General features: G+C 52.1%; 12 protein-coding genes. 8 read left to right on the forward strand and 4 right to left on the reverse strand.

The features are described from left to right. The first annotated feature begins 145 nt into the window (after positions 1-145). Complete coding sequence (gene asnA / locus OGV57_RS23615; protein ID WP_016151221.1) at positions 146-1,138, forward strand: aspartate--ammonia ligase; 993 nt, start codon at positions 146-148, stop codon at positions 1,136-1,138. Between the two features lie 3 nt (positions 1,139-1,141). Here the strand turns inward: asnA and viaA are convergent, their stop codons facing one another. Continuing rightward, positions 1,142-2,593, reverse strand: a complete 1,452-nt coding sequence (gene viaA / locus OGV57_RS23620) for an ATPase RavA stimulator ViaA (RefSeq protein WP_003023773.1) — start codon at positions 2,591-2,593, stop codon at positions 1,142-1,144. Continuing rightward, the gene (ravA, locus tag OGV57_RS23625) at positions 2,587-4,083 is read right to left on the reverse strand and encodes an ATPase RavA (protein ID WP_003844414.1); all 1,497 of its coding nucleotides are present in this window, start codon (positions 4,081-4,083) and stop codon (positions 2,587-2,589) included. Before ravA ends, viaA begins: the two co-directional genes overlap by 7 nt. Before the next feature lie 329 nt (positions 4,084-4,412). Between ravA and kup the strand changes: the two genes are divergently transcribed. The 7 genes from kup to rbsR all read left to right on the forward strand — a co-directional run bounded on the left by kup (position 4,413) and on the right by rbsR (position 12,359). Continuing rightward, positions 4,413-6,281 carry a low affinity potassium transporter Kup gene (kup, locus tag OGV57_RS23630; RefSeq protein WP_046671079.1) on the forward strand — a complete coding sequence of 623 codons (1,869 nt, stop codon included), beginning with the start codon at positions 4,413-4,415 and terminating at the stop codon, positions 6,279-6,281. Positions 6,282-6,473: 192 nt separating this feature from the next. After that, complete coding sequence (rbsD, locus tag OGV57_RS23635; protein WP_003023766.1) at positions 6,474-6,893, forward strand: D-ribose pyranase; 420 nt, start codon at positions 6,474-6,476, stop codon at positions 6,891-6,893. A 7-nt stretch (positions 6,894-6,900) separates the two neighbouring features. Beyond that, positions 6,901-8,406: a ribose ABC transporter ATP-binding protein RbsA gene (gene rbsA, locus OGV57_RS23640; RefSeq protein WP_003023764.1), complete on the forward strand. Its 1,506-nt coding sequence runs from the start codon at positions 6,901-6,903 to the stop codon at positions 8,404-8,406. Positions 8,407-8,411: 5 nt separating this feature from the next. Next, on the forward strand, positions 8,412-9,377 hold the full coding sequence (gene rbsC / locus OGV57_RS23645; RefSeq protein ID WP_003023762.1) for a ribose ABC transporter permease: 966 nt from the start codon (positions 8,412-8,414) through the stop codon (positions 9,375-9,377). A gap of 24 nt (positions 9,378-9,401) precedes the next feature. Continuing rightward, on the forward strand, positions 9,402-10,292 hold the full coding sequence (gene rbsB, locus OGV57_RS23650; RefSeq protein WP_003023760.1) for a ribose ABC transporter substrate-binding protein RbsB: 891 nt from the start codon (positions 9,402-9,404) through the stop codon (positions 10,290-10,292). Positions 10,293-10,433: 141 nt separating this feature from the next. Beyond that, positions 10,434-11,363 (forward strand): ribokinase, encoded by a 930-nt coding sequence (rbsK, locus tag OGV57_RS23655; protein ID WP_003023758.1) that lies wholly within the window; start codon positions 10,434-10,436, stop codon positions 11,361-11,363. Between the two features lie 3 nt (positions 11,364-11,366). Then, positions 11,367-12,359 carry a ribose operon transcriptional repressor RbsR gene (gene rbsR / locus OGV57_RS23660; protein ID WP_003023757.1) on the forward strand — a complete coding sequence of 331 codons (993 nt, stop codon included), beginning with the start codon at positions 11,367-11,369 and terminating at the stop codon, positions 12,357-12,359. Here rbsR and mdtD read toward each other — a convergent pair. Both mdtD and OGV57_RS23670 read right to left on the reverse strand, forming a co-directional pair. Further along, a complete protein-coding gene (gene mdtD / locus OGV57_RS23665) occupies positions 12,325-13,752 on the reverse strand; it encodes a multidrug transporter subunit MdtD (RefSeq protein WP_003840564.1) in 1,428 nt (475 codons plus the stop codon). The genes rbsR and mdtD overlap by 35 nt on opposite strands. 1 nt (position 13,753) lies before the next feature. After that, complete coding sequence (locus tag OGV57_RS23670; protein WP_003023753.1) at positions 13,754-14,458, reverse strand: FadR/GntR family transcriptional regulator; 705 nt, start codon at positions 14,456-14,458, stop codon at positions 13,754-13,756. Positions 14,459-14,749 lie beyond the last annotated feature (291 nt).

A 14,749-nucleotide genomic window follows, 5' to 3' on the forward strand; every position in this document is an offset into this window, starting at 1 on the left:
TTCTTATGTAGATTAATGATTCCCTCTATTTTAGTCGTTAATTTTAACGAATCAAAATCGAAGTCGGCTTTTTGTTTGTTGATTATTGAATATTACCTCCATTCTGTTGCTTAATCATAGGCAACAGGACACAGGAGTACACATAATGAAAACCGCTTACATTGCCAAACAACGTCAAATTAGCTTCGTAAAATCTCATTTTTCTCGCCAGCTGGAAGAGCGTTTAGGTCTGATCGAAGTTCAGGCTCCGATCCTCAGCCGCGTTGGAGATGGCACGCAGGATAACTTGTCGGGCTGTGAAAAAGCGGTGCAGGTGAAGGTTAAAGCATTGCCAGACGCTCAATTCGAAGTGGTTCATTCACTGGCGAAGTGGAAGCGTCAAACGTTAGGACAACACGACTTTAGCGCAGGCGAGGGGCTGTACACGCATATGAAAGCCCTGCGTCCCGATGAAGATCGCCTCTCCCCGCTGCACTCAGTGTACGTTGACCAGTGGGATTGGGAGCGCGTGATGGGCGACGGTGAGCGTCAATTCTCCACTCTGAAAAGCACAGTAGAGGCTATCTGGGCGGGAATTAAGGCCACCGAAGCTGCGGTTAGCAGAGAGTTTGGTTTGGCACCGTTCCTGCCAGAGCAGATCCACTTTGTTCATAGCCAGGAGCTGTTATCTCGTTATCCGGATCTTGACGCAAAAGGTCGTGAACGTGCGATCGCTAAAGAGCTGGGCGCGGTATTCCTGGTGGGGATCGGCGGTAAACTCAGTGACGGTCACCGTCATGATGTACGTGCGCCGGATTATGATGACTGGAGTTCAGCGTCTGAGCTGGGTCATGCCGGTCTGAACGGTGATATTCTGGTTTGGAACCCGGTTCTGGAAGATGCGTTTGAGCTGTCTTCTATGGGGATCCGTGTGGATGCTGACGCTCTGAAACACCAGCTGTCTTTGACCGGTGATGAAGATCGCCTGAGTCTGGAATGGCACCAGGCGCTGCTGCGTGGTGAAATGCCGCAGACGATTGGTGGGGGGATTGGGCAGTCGCGTCTGACCATGCTGTTGCTGCAATTACCGCACATTGGCCAGGTTCAGTGTGGCGTATGGCCGGCCCAGGTACGTGAAAGCGTCGCTTCTCTGCTGTAACAATCAACGCCGCCAGCGTCTGAGCAGGCGGCTTCGCATCCCGGTATCAAAGCGCCAGATATGATCGAAAATGCGCATGATGCCGGGTTTGCCATGTGCTGACATCGCTACCGCATGAAAACGGTGCTGGTGCACCCGCTGTAATTCCCCCACTTTGCTGACGACTTCATCGGGTAATCGCTGAGCGATAAAATCTGAGATAACCACCGCATCGGCATCAAACCATTCCCGACCCTGCATGCGTTCAATAATGGCGCGAAAACAGCTGGCAATATCAGTGCCACCACGAAAGCGTTGACTTAAAAAGCGGATCGCCTGTTCGATGCCCTCCGGACCGGAAAGCTCATAGCGCACCACTTCTGTTGAAAACAGCATAATGAAACAACGCCGGTTATCGGCAAGGGCGACGCGCATTAGCGCCAGGCAAAAGGCTTTCGCACACTGCTCATTAAACCCGCCCATCGATCCTGATGTATCAACGCAGACGATAAAAGGTCCGCGCGGCTGCTCGTCAAAATCCTGATGCACCACCGGACGTTCTGTTACTTTCTCACGCCATGCTTCGCCGTGCAGGCGGTAGGTCAGCAGTTGCTTTTCCACCAGCCGTCGGTAGAACTCGTATTCCAGTTCGGTAATGCCCAACGTGGCCAGTTCTGGCGGTAGCAGGCGCAGGATATCGTCACTTTGCTGGATGCCATCCACCTGCTCCGGGACGGTTGCCGGTTCGCGCACCAGGGTACGGAAGGTTTCCATTGGCGCATCTTTACGCGGCACGGATTTCGCCTCTCTGGAACGACCTAACTGCTCGGCCAGGCGCTGGAGTTCGGGTTGTTGCGTCAGAAATTCGCCGTATTTCACCATCAACTGATAATCACCGCGCTTGATTTGGCCCGCGCTCATATCCCACAACCGGCCTGCAGCGTTATCATTTTCCGCCAGAACGGGTTCCAGTTGTCCGCTAAGGGTCATCCGTTCCTGTACTTCACTGAGCAAATGCTCGCGCTCTTCTTCCAGCAGTTGCTGATTCAGCGTTGTGGTTTGCACCACCAGGCTCAGGCGCCAGCGCTGGAGAAAAAGCGTATGTAGGGCGGGCGTAAAGGTGCTGTTGTCATTGACCAGTTGCTGCGCTTGCCCAGCCCAGGGCGAATGGAGTCGGTGCAATAGCGATAATATTTGCGGTAGTTGAACGATAAACTGTGCATGAGAGAGGAGCTGGCTTTGTTGATAACAAATGACTTCTTCTGCCAACTCCGGCGGCACATGGGTATCTTTGAGGCGGCTACGCAAAGATTCGCGCCAGCGGGGAATATCGTCAGTGATCGCTTTTTTAAGGCGAGGAAATTTTTTAAAAAATACCACCATCTTTGGGGAAGCCAACAGGGCGACGATCATCTCTTCGATCATCGCCTCTTCGCTGACTGCCAGCATTATGTTGAGTGTATCAAGGGTCAGCATTGTTGCGCCTGGCGGATTTGCGCCCCGACATCCTGCAGGCTGGCCTCAATGCGGCCTAACCAGTCGCTATGAATAAACAGGCATTTTTGCTGTTCGCTGAATGCGCTGTGCTGCTGATGCCACTCGTTATCGAGCGCTTCAAGCTCCTGCTTTATCTCTGCGGGCATACTCTCTTGCGAAGCCCCCGGCAGCGCCAGGCGAGAACCCTGTAAACTGACATCGCGCACAACCAGATGCTGTGCACTATCGACTTCCATATTCAGTGTTTGGGCAAAGCCGATCCCGTTTAATTTTCCGCGGATTTCACCGCCTTTTGTTAGCCACAGTTCCAGCGCACTGCGTTCAAAAGCAATATGGATAACTTCCATATCATGCAGCTTTAATGGCTTTTGTAGCAGTAATGTCACGACTGAGGACGTAGCTTCTGGTGGTAAATCATAATGAGGACGACGACTGAACATGCCACCCTGACGGATTACCGTGAACGCCGTTTTGTCGCTTTGTTGCTGCTGGAGTTGAATGCGGCGCTGCACAATACTGCCGAGGCGCGTCAGCATGGCTTGCTGCTGCCAGGCGTGTCCGGTCATCAATATTTCAAGCTGCTGTTGCATCAGATTCAGGCTTTGCGCGTCGTACCACAGACAATCTTTCAGCAGGATCAGGTCGATAGGTACTACCGCATCACGTCCGCTAAAGAAAGCGCTGGCCTGGAGTAAGCGGATCGCTTTTTTCCAGCGACGATCGGACACGTAGGGGGCATTCGGTAGCGTGTCCAACTGCTGGCGTAGAGTGAAAATAAGCTCAAACACGCGATCGGGAAGCTTGATGGCGCCAATGTCTTTTTGCCACTGGTGATACTCTTCATCCGTCACCTGCAATGATGCCGGGACCGGGTTGTCGCTTTCATCCTGCTGACTTAGCAGCATGGAGCGGAAATTGGCCTTGTCCTGAACTTTATCCAGCCACAGACGAATCAGCATACGGTCGTACAGCGCTTCCAGGCTGCTGTCGGCTTCAGGCAGTTCGTTGGAAGCGGCAACCAGCAGACGCATCGGAATTTTTTCTTCATACGCGCCGTTGCGGAAGTGACGTTCGTTAATGGCGGTCAGCAGGGTGTTAAGAATTGCCGGGCCTGCTTTCCAGATTTCATCGAGAAAAACGATTTCAGCTTCAGGAAGATAGCCCACCGTTAAGCGTTCATAGCGACCTTCGTCTTTAAGGGCCTGAATGGACAGCGGGCCGAAAACTTCTTCCGGCGTAGAGAAGCGCGTCATCAGGTATTCAAAAGCGCGTGCATTTTGGAAGGCAAACTTCAGTCGGCGGGCAATTAAGCTCTTTGCGATCCCCGGGGGCCCTAATAAGAAAACGCTCTCGCCGCTGAGTGCTGCCAGCAGACACAGACGAATGGCGTGGCTACGTTCAAAAAGTCCCTTTTCCAGCGCATTGCTCAGACGGGAAATTCTTTCCGCTAATAAATGTGGGTGAGCCATAATGAAGTGGCGTCCTTTCGCCAAATGTACTGCATAAACTGCGAGTATAGATGCTTCACACCATTGCAGTAATAGACTGAAGGTGCGCTTATTTTTCTTTGAGCCAGATTAATCTGGTCTCATTTAGGGGTACGATTTTGTGATTAATCGTGCATACTGTGCGCCTTTTTGTGGGCCAAGGGACGACGCACACATTTCTTATATATACACCAAATCAATCAAGCTGCACCAAGGCGGCAATGGAGTTTTCTCCTGGGATGGGGGGAATAACGAATGCAGCCCACACGGAGTGGCTTGAAAGATGATGTGTATAAACGAAAGACGAGTCTATGAGCACTGATAATAAACAATCATTGTCTGCGATTACCCTTGCAGCCATTGGGGTTGTCTACGGTGATATTGGTACCAGCCCACTTTATACGCTTCGTGAATGTTTGTCCGGCCAGTTTGGTTTTGGCGTTGAACGTGATGCCGTATTTGGTTTTCTCTCGCTGATTTTCTGGCTGCTGATCTTTGTTGTCTCCATTAAATACCTGACGTTTGTCATGCGCGCAGATAACGCCGGAGAAGGCGGGATCCTGACGCTGATGTCATTGGCCGGGCGCAATACCTCGGCGCGAACAACCTCCATGCTGGTCATTATGGGATTGATAGGCGGCAGCTTCTTCTATGGTGAAGTGGTGATTACGCCAGCCATTTCGGTGATGTCTGCGATTGAAGGTCTGGAGATTATTGCCCCGCAACTTGATACCTGGATTGTTCCGCTCTCGATAATCGTACTGACCCTGCTGTTTTTGATTCAAAAACACGGTACCGGCATGGTCGGTAAGCTGTTTGCGCCGATTATGCTGCTGTGGTTCCTGACGCTGGCGGTTTTAGGCGTACGCAGTATTATTGGCAATCCGGAAGTACTGCAGGCGCTAAATCCGTATTGGGCGGTGCATTTCTTCCTCGAATTCAAAACGTTGTCTTTTATTGCACTGGGTGCGGTGGTGTTGTCGATTACCGGTGTTGAAGCGCTGTATGCGGATATGGGCCACTTCGGTAAGTTGCCGATTCGCCTGGCATGGTTCTCTGTGGTGTTGCCTTCACTGGTACTGAACTATTTTGGTCAGGGGGCGCTACTGTTAAAGCATCCTGAAGCGATCAAAAACCCGTTCTTCCTGTTGGCGCCAGACTGGGCGTTGATCCCGCTACTGATCCTCGCTGCGCTGGCGACGGTAATCGCTTCGCAGGCGGTTATCTCCGGTGTGTTCTCGCTGACGCGTCAGGCCGTGCGTTTGGGATATTTATCGCCAATGCGCATTATCCATACCTCGGAAATGGAGTCGGGCCAGATCTACATTCCTTTCGTTAACTGGATGCTCTATTTTGCGGTGGTTATTGTGATTGTGAGTTTTGAACACTCCAGTAATCTGGCCGCGGCGTACGGGATTGCGGTAACGGGGACGATGGTGCTGACCTCTATTTTGTCGACCACCGTGGCGCGCAAAAACTGGCACTGGAATAAATACTTCGTCTTCCTGATCCTGGTGGCATTCCTGTGCGTCGATGTTCCGCTGTTCACCGCGAACCTCGATAAACTGATTTCCGGCGGTTGGCTGCCTCTGACGCTGGGTCTGGTGATGTTCACCATCATGACCACCTGGAAAAGTGAACGCTTCCGTCTGCTGCGTCGTATGCATGAGCACGGTAACTCTCTGGAGGCGATGATTGCTTCTCTGGAGAAATCACCACCGGTACGCGTGCCGGGAACGGCTGTATATATGTCCCGCGCACTGAACGTCATCCCGTTTGCGCTTCTGCATAACCTCAAACATAACAAGGTGCTGCATGAGCGCGTTATTCTGCTGACGCTGCGCACGGAAGATGCGCCCTATGTTCACAACGTGCGTAGGGTGCAGATTGAGCAGTTATCGCCCACCTTCTGGCGCGTGGTTGCCAGCTACGGTTGGCGCGAAACGCCGAACGTGGAGGAAGTGTTCCATCGCTGCGGTCTGGAAGGCTTAAGCTGCCGGATGATGGAAACCTCCTTCTTCATGTCGCACGAGTCGCTGATTGTCGGCAAACGACCATGGTACTTGCGTCTGCGCGGTAAGCTGTATCTGCTGTTACAGCGCAATGCGCTGCGTGCGCCGGACCAGTTTGAAATCCCACCGAACCGGGTTATTGAGCTCGGTACTCAGGTCGAGATTTAATCTCATCGACGCCCTCTTTCATCGTGAAAAGGGGCGTTTTGTTTTGCCCCTCCCAGTTTTCATTTCATCTAATGATAATCCTTGCGAAACGTTTCGATGGCGATCACATTTTCGTAACGTCGCGGTGGTTTTCTGTCCACTCTTCGCACTACACTTATCTCCAGCGAAACGTTTCGCTAGTGGGGAAAGAAAATGAAGAAAGGCACGGTACTCAACTCTGAAATTTCATCGGTGATCTCCCGTCTGGGGCATACCGATACGCTGGTGGTGTGTGATGCAGGTTTACCCATCCCGAACAGCACAACGCGTATCGATATGGCATTAACCCAGGGCGTACCTTCTTTTATGCAGGTACTGGATGTGGTCACACGTGAAATGCAGGTCGAGGCAGCCATTCTCGCGTCGGAAATTAAACAACATAATCCGCAACTCCACGAAACGTTGCTCAGCCACATTGAGCAACTGCAACAACACCAGGGAAACACCATAGAAATTCGTTACACCACGCATGAACAATTCAAAAAACAAACCGCAGACAGTCAGGCGGTAATTCGCAGCGGAGAGTGTTCTCCGTATGCGAATATCATTCTCTGTGCTGGCGTCACGTTCTGAGGCCATCATGAACGCATTACTGCAACTCAAAGGGATCGATAAAGCGTTCCCGGGCGTAAAAGCGCTATCCGGCGCCGCGCTGAATGTCTACCCAGGCCGCGTAATGGCGCTGGTGGGCGAAAACGGTGCGGGTAAATCCACCATGATGAAGGTGCTGACCGGAATCTACACCCGTGATGCCGGTTCCTTATTGTGGCTGGGGAAAGAGACCACCTTTAACGGCCCGAAATCCTCCCAGGAAGCCGGAATCGGTATCATCCACCAGGAGCTGAACCTGATCCCGCAACTCACTATCGCTGAAAACATTTTTCTCGGTCGTGAGTTTGTGAATCGCTTTGGCAAAATTGACTGGAAGAAGATGTACGCCGAAGCCGATCTGCTGCTCGCCAAACTCAATCTGCGCTTTAAAAGCGACAGGCTGGTCGGTGAGCTGTCGATTGGCGATCAGCAGATGGTCGAAATTGCCAAAGTGCTGAGCTTTGAATCGAAGGTCATCATTATGGATGAACCGACGGATGCCCTCACCGACACCGAAACCGAATCCCTGTTCCGCGTCATCCGCGAACTGAAATCCCAGGGGCGCGGCATTGTCTATATTTCTCACCGCATGAAAGAGATCTTCGAGATTTGCGACGACGTAACCGTCTTCCGCGACGGGCAGTTTATTGCCGAGCGTGAAGTCGCATCGCTTACCGAAGACTCGCTGATTGAAATGATGGTGGGACGTAAGTTGGAAGATCAGTACCCGCGCCTGGAAAAAGCGCCGGGTGATATTCGCCTGAAGGTCGATAATCTGTGCGGTCCTGGCGTAAATGATGTGTCATTCACGCTGCGTAAAGGTGAGATCCTTGGCGTATCGGGGCTGATGGGGGCTGGGCGTACCGAGCTGATGAAAGTGTTGTACGGCGCATTGCCGCGTACCAGCGGCTACGTCACGCTTGATGGCCATGAAGTGGTTACCCGTTCGCCGCAGGATGGACTGGCTAACGGCATCGTCTATATTTCTGAAGACCGTAAACGCGATGGTTTAGTGCTCGGCATGTCGGTGAAAGAGAATATGTCACTGACCGCGCTGCGCTATTTCAGCCGTGCAGGCGGAAGCCTTAAACATAAAGATGAGCAGCAGGCGGTGGGTGATTTTATTCGCCTGTTCAATGTTAAAACGCCATCGATGGAACAGGCTATCGGCCTTCTTTCCGGCGGTAACCAGCAGAAAGTGGCGATTGCGCGCGGTCTGATGACCCGGCCAAAAGTGCTGATCCTTGATGAACCAACGCGCGGCGTTGACGTTGGGGCGAAAAAAGAAATCTATCAGCTTATCAACCAGTTTAAGGCTGATGGGCTGAGTATCATTCTGGTCTCTTCTGAGATGCCAGAAGTATTGGGCATGAGCGATCGAATTATCGTTATGCATGAAGGGCATCTCGGCGGTGAGTTCACTCGCGAGCAGGCCACTCAGGAAGTATTAATGGCTGCCGCTGTGGGCAAGCTTAATCGCGTGAATCAGGAGTAAAAAAGATGACTACCCAGGCTGTTTCTGGTCGCCGTTATTTCACTAAAGCATGGCTTCTGGAGCAAAAGTCGCTCATCGCTCTGTTAGTGCTGATCGCGATTGTTTCCACCATGAGCCCTAACTTTTTTACCGTTAATAACCTGTTCAACATTCTTCAGCAAACGTCGGTGAACGCCATCATGGCGGTTGGCATGACGCTGGTTATCCTGACATCGGGTATCGATCTGTCCGTCGGTTCCTTGCTGGCGCTGACCGGTGCGGTTGCGGCTTCGATTGTAGGGATTGAAGTCAATGCGCTGGTGGCTGTTGCTGCGGCCCTGGCGCTCGGCGCTGCCATTGGCGCGGTAACCGGGGTGATTGTCGCGAAAGGTCGCGTGCAGGCGTTTATCGCGACTCTGGTTATGATGCTGCTGCTGCGCGGTGTGACCATGGTCTACACCAACGGCAGTCCGGTAAACACCGGGTTTACTGACAATGCCGATCTGTTTGGCTGGTTCGGGATTGGTCGTCCGTTAGGCGTCCCTACGCCGGTGTGGATCATGGGGATTGTCTTCCTCGCGGCGTGGTACATGCTGCACCACACGCGTCTGGGGCGTTATATCTATGCGCTGGGCGGTAACGAAGCGGCAACGCGTCTGTCCGGTATCAGCGTAAGTAAAATCAAAATTATCGTTTACTCACTGTGCGGTCTGCTGGCATCGCTGGCGGGCATCATTGAAGTTGCGCGCCTCTCCTCTGCGCAACCGACGGCAGGTACTGGCTATGAGTTAGATGCTATCGCAGCGGTAGTATTAGGCGGTACTAGCCTGGCGGGTGGTAAAGGACGAATTGTTGGGACGCTGATCGGCGCATTGATTCTTGGTTTCCTCAATAATGGGTTGAATTTGTTAGGTGTATCCTCCTATTACCAGATGATCGTCAAAGCGGTGGTGATTTTGCTGGCGGTACTGGTAGACAACAAAAAGCAGTAACAACGATTACAGGACATCTTAAATATGAACATGAAAAAACTGGCTACCCTGGTTTCTGCTGTTGCGCTAAGCGCCACCGTGAGCGCGAATGCGATGGCTAAAGATACCATTGCGCTGGTGGTCTCCACCCTCAATAACCCGTTCTTTGTTTCTCTGAAGGATGGGGCGCAAAAAGAGGCGGATAAGCTGGGTTACAACCTGGTGATTCTGGACTCGCAGAACAACCCGGCGAAAGAGCTGGCTAACGTTCAGGACTTAACGGTTCGTGGAACTAAAATTCTGCTGATCAACCCAACCGACTCTGATGCCGTTGGTAATGCTGTGAAGATGGCTAACCAGGCAAAAATTCCGGTTATTACCCTTGACCGTGTTGCCTCCAAAGGCGAAGTGGTAAGCCACATTGCGTCTGATAACGTGTTAGGCGGCAAAATTGCGGGTGATTACATCGCGAAGAAAGCAGGTGAAGGCGCAAAAGTTATCGAACTGCAGGGGATTGCCGGAACTTCAGCGGCGCGTGAGCGTGGCGAAGGTTTCCAGCAGGCCGTTGCGGCACACAAATTTAACGTACTGGCCAGCCAGCCGGCAGACTTCGACCGCACTAAAGGTTTGAACGTCATGCAGAACCTGCTGACCGCGCATCCTGATGTGCAGGCCGTATTTGCTCAGAACGATGAAATGGCGCTGGGTGCGCTGCGCGCACTGCAAACCGCGGGTAAATCTGATGTGATGGTGGTTGGATTTGACGGCACTCCAGATGGCGAAAAAGCAGTAAATGATGGCAAACTGGCTGCGACCATTGCTCAGTTGCCGGATCAGATCGGCGCGAAAGGCGTTGAGACTGCGGATAAAGTCCTGAAAGGCGAGAAGGTTCAGGCTAAATATCCGGTTGACCTGAAGCTGGTCATCAAGCAGTAATACCGATTCAGGTCGCTCGCGGCCTGATGGAGACATAAATACGCCATCCCCGTATCTGGTTTTGGGGATGAAAGCGTAAAAAGAAAAGCAGGGCACGCGCCACCCTAACCCGGTGGCGCACTTTGACTTGGAACACCAAATATGAAAACCGCAGGCAACCTCGTTGTTCTTGGCAGTATCAATGCCGATCACATCCTTAACCTTAACTCTTTCCCGACACCTGGTGAAACCGTAACCGGTAGTCATTATCAGGTCGCATTTGGCGGTAAAGGCGCGAATCAGGCTGTTGCTGCGGGTCGTAGTGGCGCGAATATCGCATTCATTGCCTGTACGGGCGATGATGATATTGGCGAAAGTGTGCGTAAACAGTTAGCCAAAGACAACATTGATATTGCGCCGATTAGCGTAATTTCGGGGGAATCGACCGGTGTTGCGTTGATTTTTGTGAATGGTGAAGGTGAGAACGTTATCGGCATTCATGCTGGAGCTAACGCAGCGCTTTCGCCAGCGCTGGTGGAAGCACAGCATGAGCGTATTGCGCAGGCGTCCGCTTTACTGATGCAGCTAGAGTCGCCGATCGAAAGTGTTCTGGCTGCGGCAAAGATTGCACATCAAAATAAGACCATGGTCGCCCTAAACCCGGCTCCGGCACGTGAACTTTCTGACGAGCTGTTGGCGCTGGTAGATATTATTACCCCGAATGAAACCGAGGCTGAAAAGCTGACGGGGATCCGGGTTGAAAATGATGAAGACGCGGCCAAAGCGGCGCAGGCATTGCATGCTAAAGGAATCCATACTGTACTGATTACCTTAGGGAGTCGCGGTGTGTGGGCCAGCGTGAATGGCGAAGGTCAGCGAGTACCCGGTTTTAAAGTGGAAGCCGTTGATACTATTGCCGCCGGAGACACCTTTAATGGCGCGTTAATTACAGCGTTACTGGAAGAGACTCCACTGCCTGAAGCGATCCGTTTTGCGCATGCCGCTGCGGCGATTGCGGTTACCCGTAAAGGTGCACAGCCTTCCGTTCCGTGGCGCGAAGAAATAGAAGCGTTTTTAAGTCAACAGAGGTAACGCTTGGCTACAATGAAGGACGTCGCCCGCCTGGCGGGTGTTTCCACGTCGACGGTTTCTCACGTCATTAATAAAGATCGCTTTGTCAGTGAGTCTGTCACTGACAAAGTAGAAGCTGCGATTAAAGCGCTTAACTACGCTCCCTCCGCGCTGGCGCGTAGCCTCAAGTTAAACCAGACCCGCACGATTGGCATGTTAATCACTGCCAGTACCAATCCCTTCTATTCTGAGCTGGTGCGCGGCGTTGAACGTAGCTGTTTTGAGCGCGGCTACAGCCTGGTGCTGTGCAATACCGAAGGCGATGAACAGCGCATGAACCGTAATCTGGAAACGCTGATGCAAAAACGCGTGGATGGCTTGCTGCTGCTCTGCACGGAAACACATCAGCCTTCCAGAGAGATAATGCAGCGTTATCCTTCTATACCGACCGTGATGATGGACTGGTCGCCCTTTGATGGTGAAAGCGATCTGATTCAGGATAACTCCCTGCTGGGCGGGGATTTAGCCACGCAGCATCTTATCGAAAAAGGTTTTACGCGCATTGCCTGCATCACCGGGCCGCTGGATAAAACCCCGGCGCGTTTGCGTCTGGAAGGATATCGGGCGGCAATGAAGCGGGCGGGCTTGCCTGTCCCGGAAGGCTACGAGATTACCGGTGACTTTGAGTTTGGTGGCGGCTTTGAAGCTATGCAAACGTTGCTGTCGCATAAACAGCGACCGCAGGCCGTTTTTACCGGCAATGATGCAATGGCGGTTGGCGCGTATCAGGCTCTGTACCAGTCGGGATTGCGCATTCCGCAGGATATGGCGGTGGTGGGTTATGATGATATCGAGCTGGCGCGCTATATGACGCCTCCGCTGACGACCATACATCAACCAAAAGATGAATTGGGCGAACTGGCCATCGATGTATTAATCCATCGGATGGCCCAGCCCGCATTACAACAACAGCGTTTGCAGCTTACTCCTGTTTTGATGGAGCGGGGGTCGGTTTAGGTTTGTGCCGGTCTTTGATCAGGTTACGTCCATCTTTGGCTTTTAGCAGCATGAACATCAGCGCGGATATTACCGTGATAGCGCCCATCGTCATAAAGGTGTAGTGGAACTGCTCGACCGTATTGGTTCCTTCCATACCTTCATAGATACGCAGAACGGCGGCGCTGATGGCAACCCCTAAACTGATTGATAACTGCTGAGTAACGGCCAATACGCTGTTGCCGCTGCTGGCGTTTTCATCGGTCAGATCCGCCAGAGTGATAGTATTCATTGAGGTAAACTGGGTGGACATCGCCATACCTAAAATGAACAGCGGCAGGATCAGCATCCAGACCGGCATGGCAGGAGATTGCAAAGCGAACTGCGCAATCATCAGGCCGATAAAAACCGTAACACCCACCAATGTGGTCCTGTAGCCGAGTTTGCGCAGAACCTGCGTCACCATGGATTTTGCCAGAATTGAACCCAACGCCGTTGGCGCCATCATACAACCGGCTATCAGAGCCGGATATCCAAAGCCTACCTGCAACATCAGCGGCATTAAGAAGGGCACGCAGCCTGTGCCCAGGCGAGTGGCGAGGTTGCCGGCGATCCCAACAGAAAAGGTTCGAGTCTTAAATATCGGAAGAGATATAAGTGGCGTTGGGTGACGACGAGCATGGCGAATATAGGCGAGTAGTAACAACACACTGGCAAGAATAATACCGAGTGCGACCCAGGTAGCGACAAGCTTCTCACCGAACAATTCAACGCCGCTAGAAAACAACACCAGGCTCAAACCAAACAGAAAGAAACCGGTCATATCAAAACCGCGGCGTGGGGTGGTGAAGTTCGGCATATATTTGCGAGCGTAGAAGATACCGGCAATGCCAATTGGAATATTAATCAGGAAGATCCAGTGCCAACTGGCCCATGTAACCAGTACACCGCCCAATACCGGACCTAAAATCGGCCCCACAAGTCCAGGCATGGTGACGAAGTTAAGCACGGGAAGCAGTTCACTACGAGGGTAGGCACGCAATAACGCCAGACGGGCAACGGGCATCATCATGGCGCCACCGATCCCCTGAATGACACGGAAAATCACCAGCTCGCTTAGGGAGCTGGACAGCGCACAGGCCAGCGATCCCAACGTAAACAGGCTAACAGCAATCATAAAGACGCGTCGGGTACCAAATCGGTCTGCCAACCAACCACTTACCGGGATCAGCATCGCGACCGTCAGGGTATAGCTGATAATGGCCGACTGCATGGCGAGCGGAGAGCGGTTAAGACTATGTGCTATTGCGGGTAGGGCGGTATTGAGGATAGTGGCGTCTAGTGCCTGCATAAAAAAGGCCATGGCTGCTATCCACGGTAGCCCGGCCATACTACGTGATTTCTTTTCTGACATATTATTTATCCGGTAGCACGTTCGGTGCTATCAGCAATGCCTGACAAGCAGCAAAGGCGCGATCGCCATCGTTATCATCTATTGCATCGACAATGGCCTGGTGCAAATCCAGTTTCACCACATCGTTATAGGTAATAGAGGTAAAGTAGGTCTGGTAAACCGAATGGAACAGAGATGCAAAGGAAATAAGGAACGGATTCGCACTCATTTCATAGATGTGTTCATGCCAGGCGATATCAACCTCAATCCAGCGTTCGCGTCTGAAGTTTCTTTTCAGCTCGACCATCTCTTCCATCAGCGTGTTGAGGTGCGCTTTCTGTTCAGCCGTACCAATGGTCGCCGCCAGTAAACACGCCTGAGGCTCCAGGCTGATACGCATCACCAGAAAATGTTTAATGACCTGCGGGAAATTATCTTCCGTCATCCACCAGGTGAGCAGCTCCTGGTCGAGGAAGTTCCAGTTTGCTTGCGGCATGACGCGTGTGCCGATACGTGGGCGTGGTAATACCATACCTTTTGCCGTTAACGTTTTTACCGCCTCTCTTACCGCGGTGCGACTCACACCAAACTGATCGCCCAGCTCTATTTCGCCAGGCAATATAGCGCCCGGCGCGTATTCACCTTTTAATATTCGCTGAGCCAGCTTTTCGGCCAGAACGTAGGACAAGTTTTTCTGTGCGGCTAGCTGTTGGGCATTTAACGGCATGAATGTTCTTCCTTACTCTTTTTCTTATTCATTAGTATGCCACCTGGAAGTGTGATTGCGGCTGCAAAAACGGCAATTTGCTTATTTTATGGCATGTTAATGGTTGTTTTGGTGAAAAAACACGCACTCAGAAAGTTATTTTAAATTTCCCCTTGTCAGCCTGAAATAACTCCCTATAATGCGCCTCCACTGACACGGAACAACGGATTATAAGCCGCCGGGTCAGCGGGGTTCCACTGAGAACTCCGGCGAAGAAAGCGAAATTAAATGCTTGACTTCGCAGCGGGATGG

This window comes from Citrobacter sp. Cf087 (genome assembly GCF_030334285.1).
Taxonomy (GTDB): Bacteria; Pseudomonadota; Gammaproteobacteria; order Enterobacterales; family Enterobacteriaceae; genus Citrobacter; species Citrobacter freundii.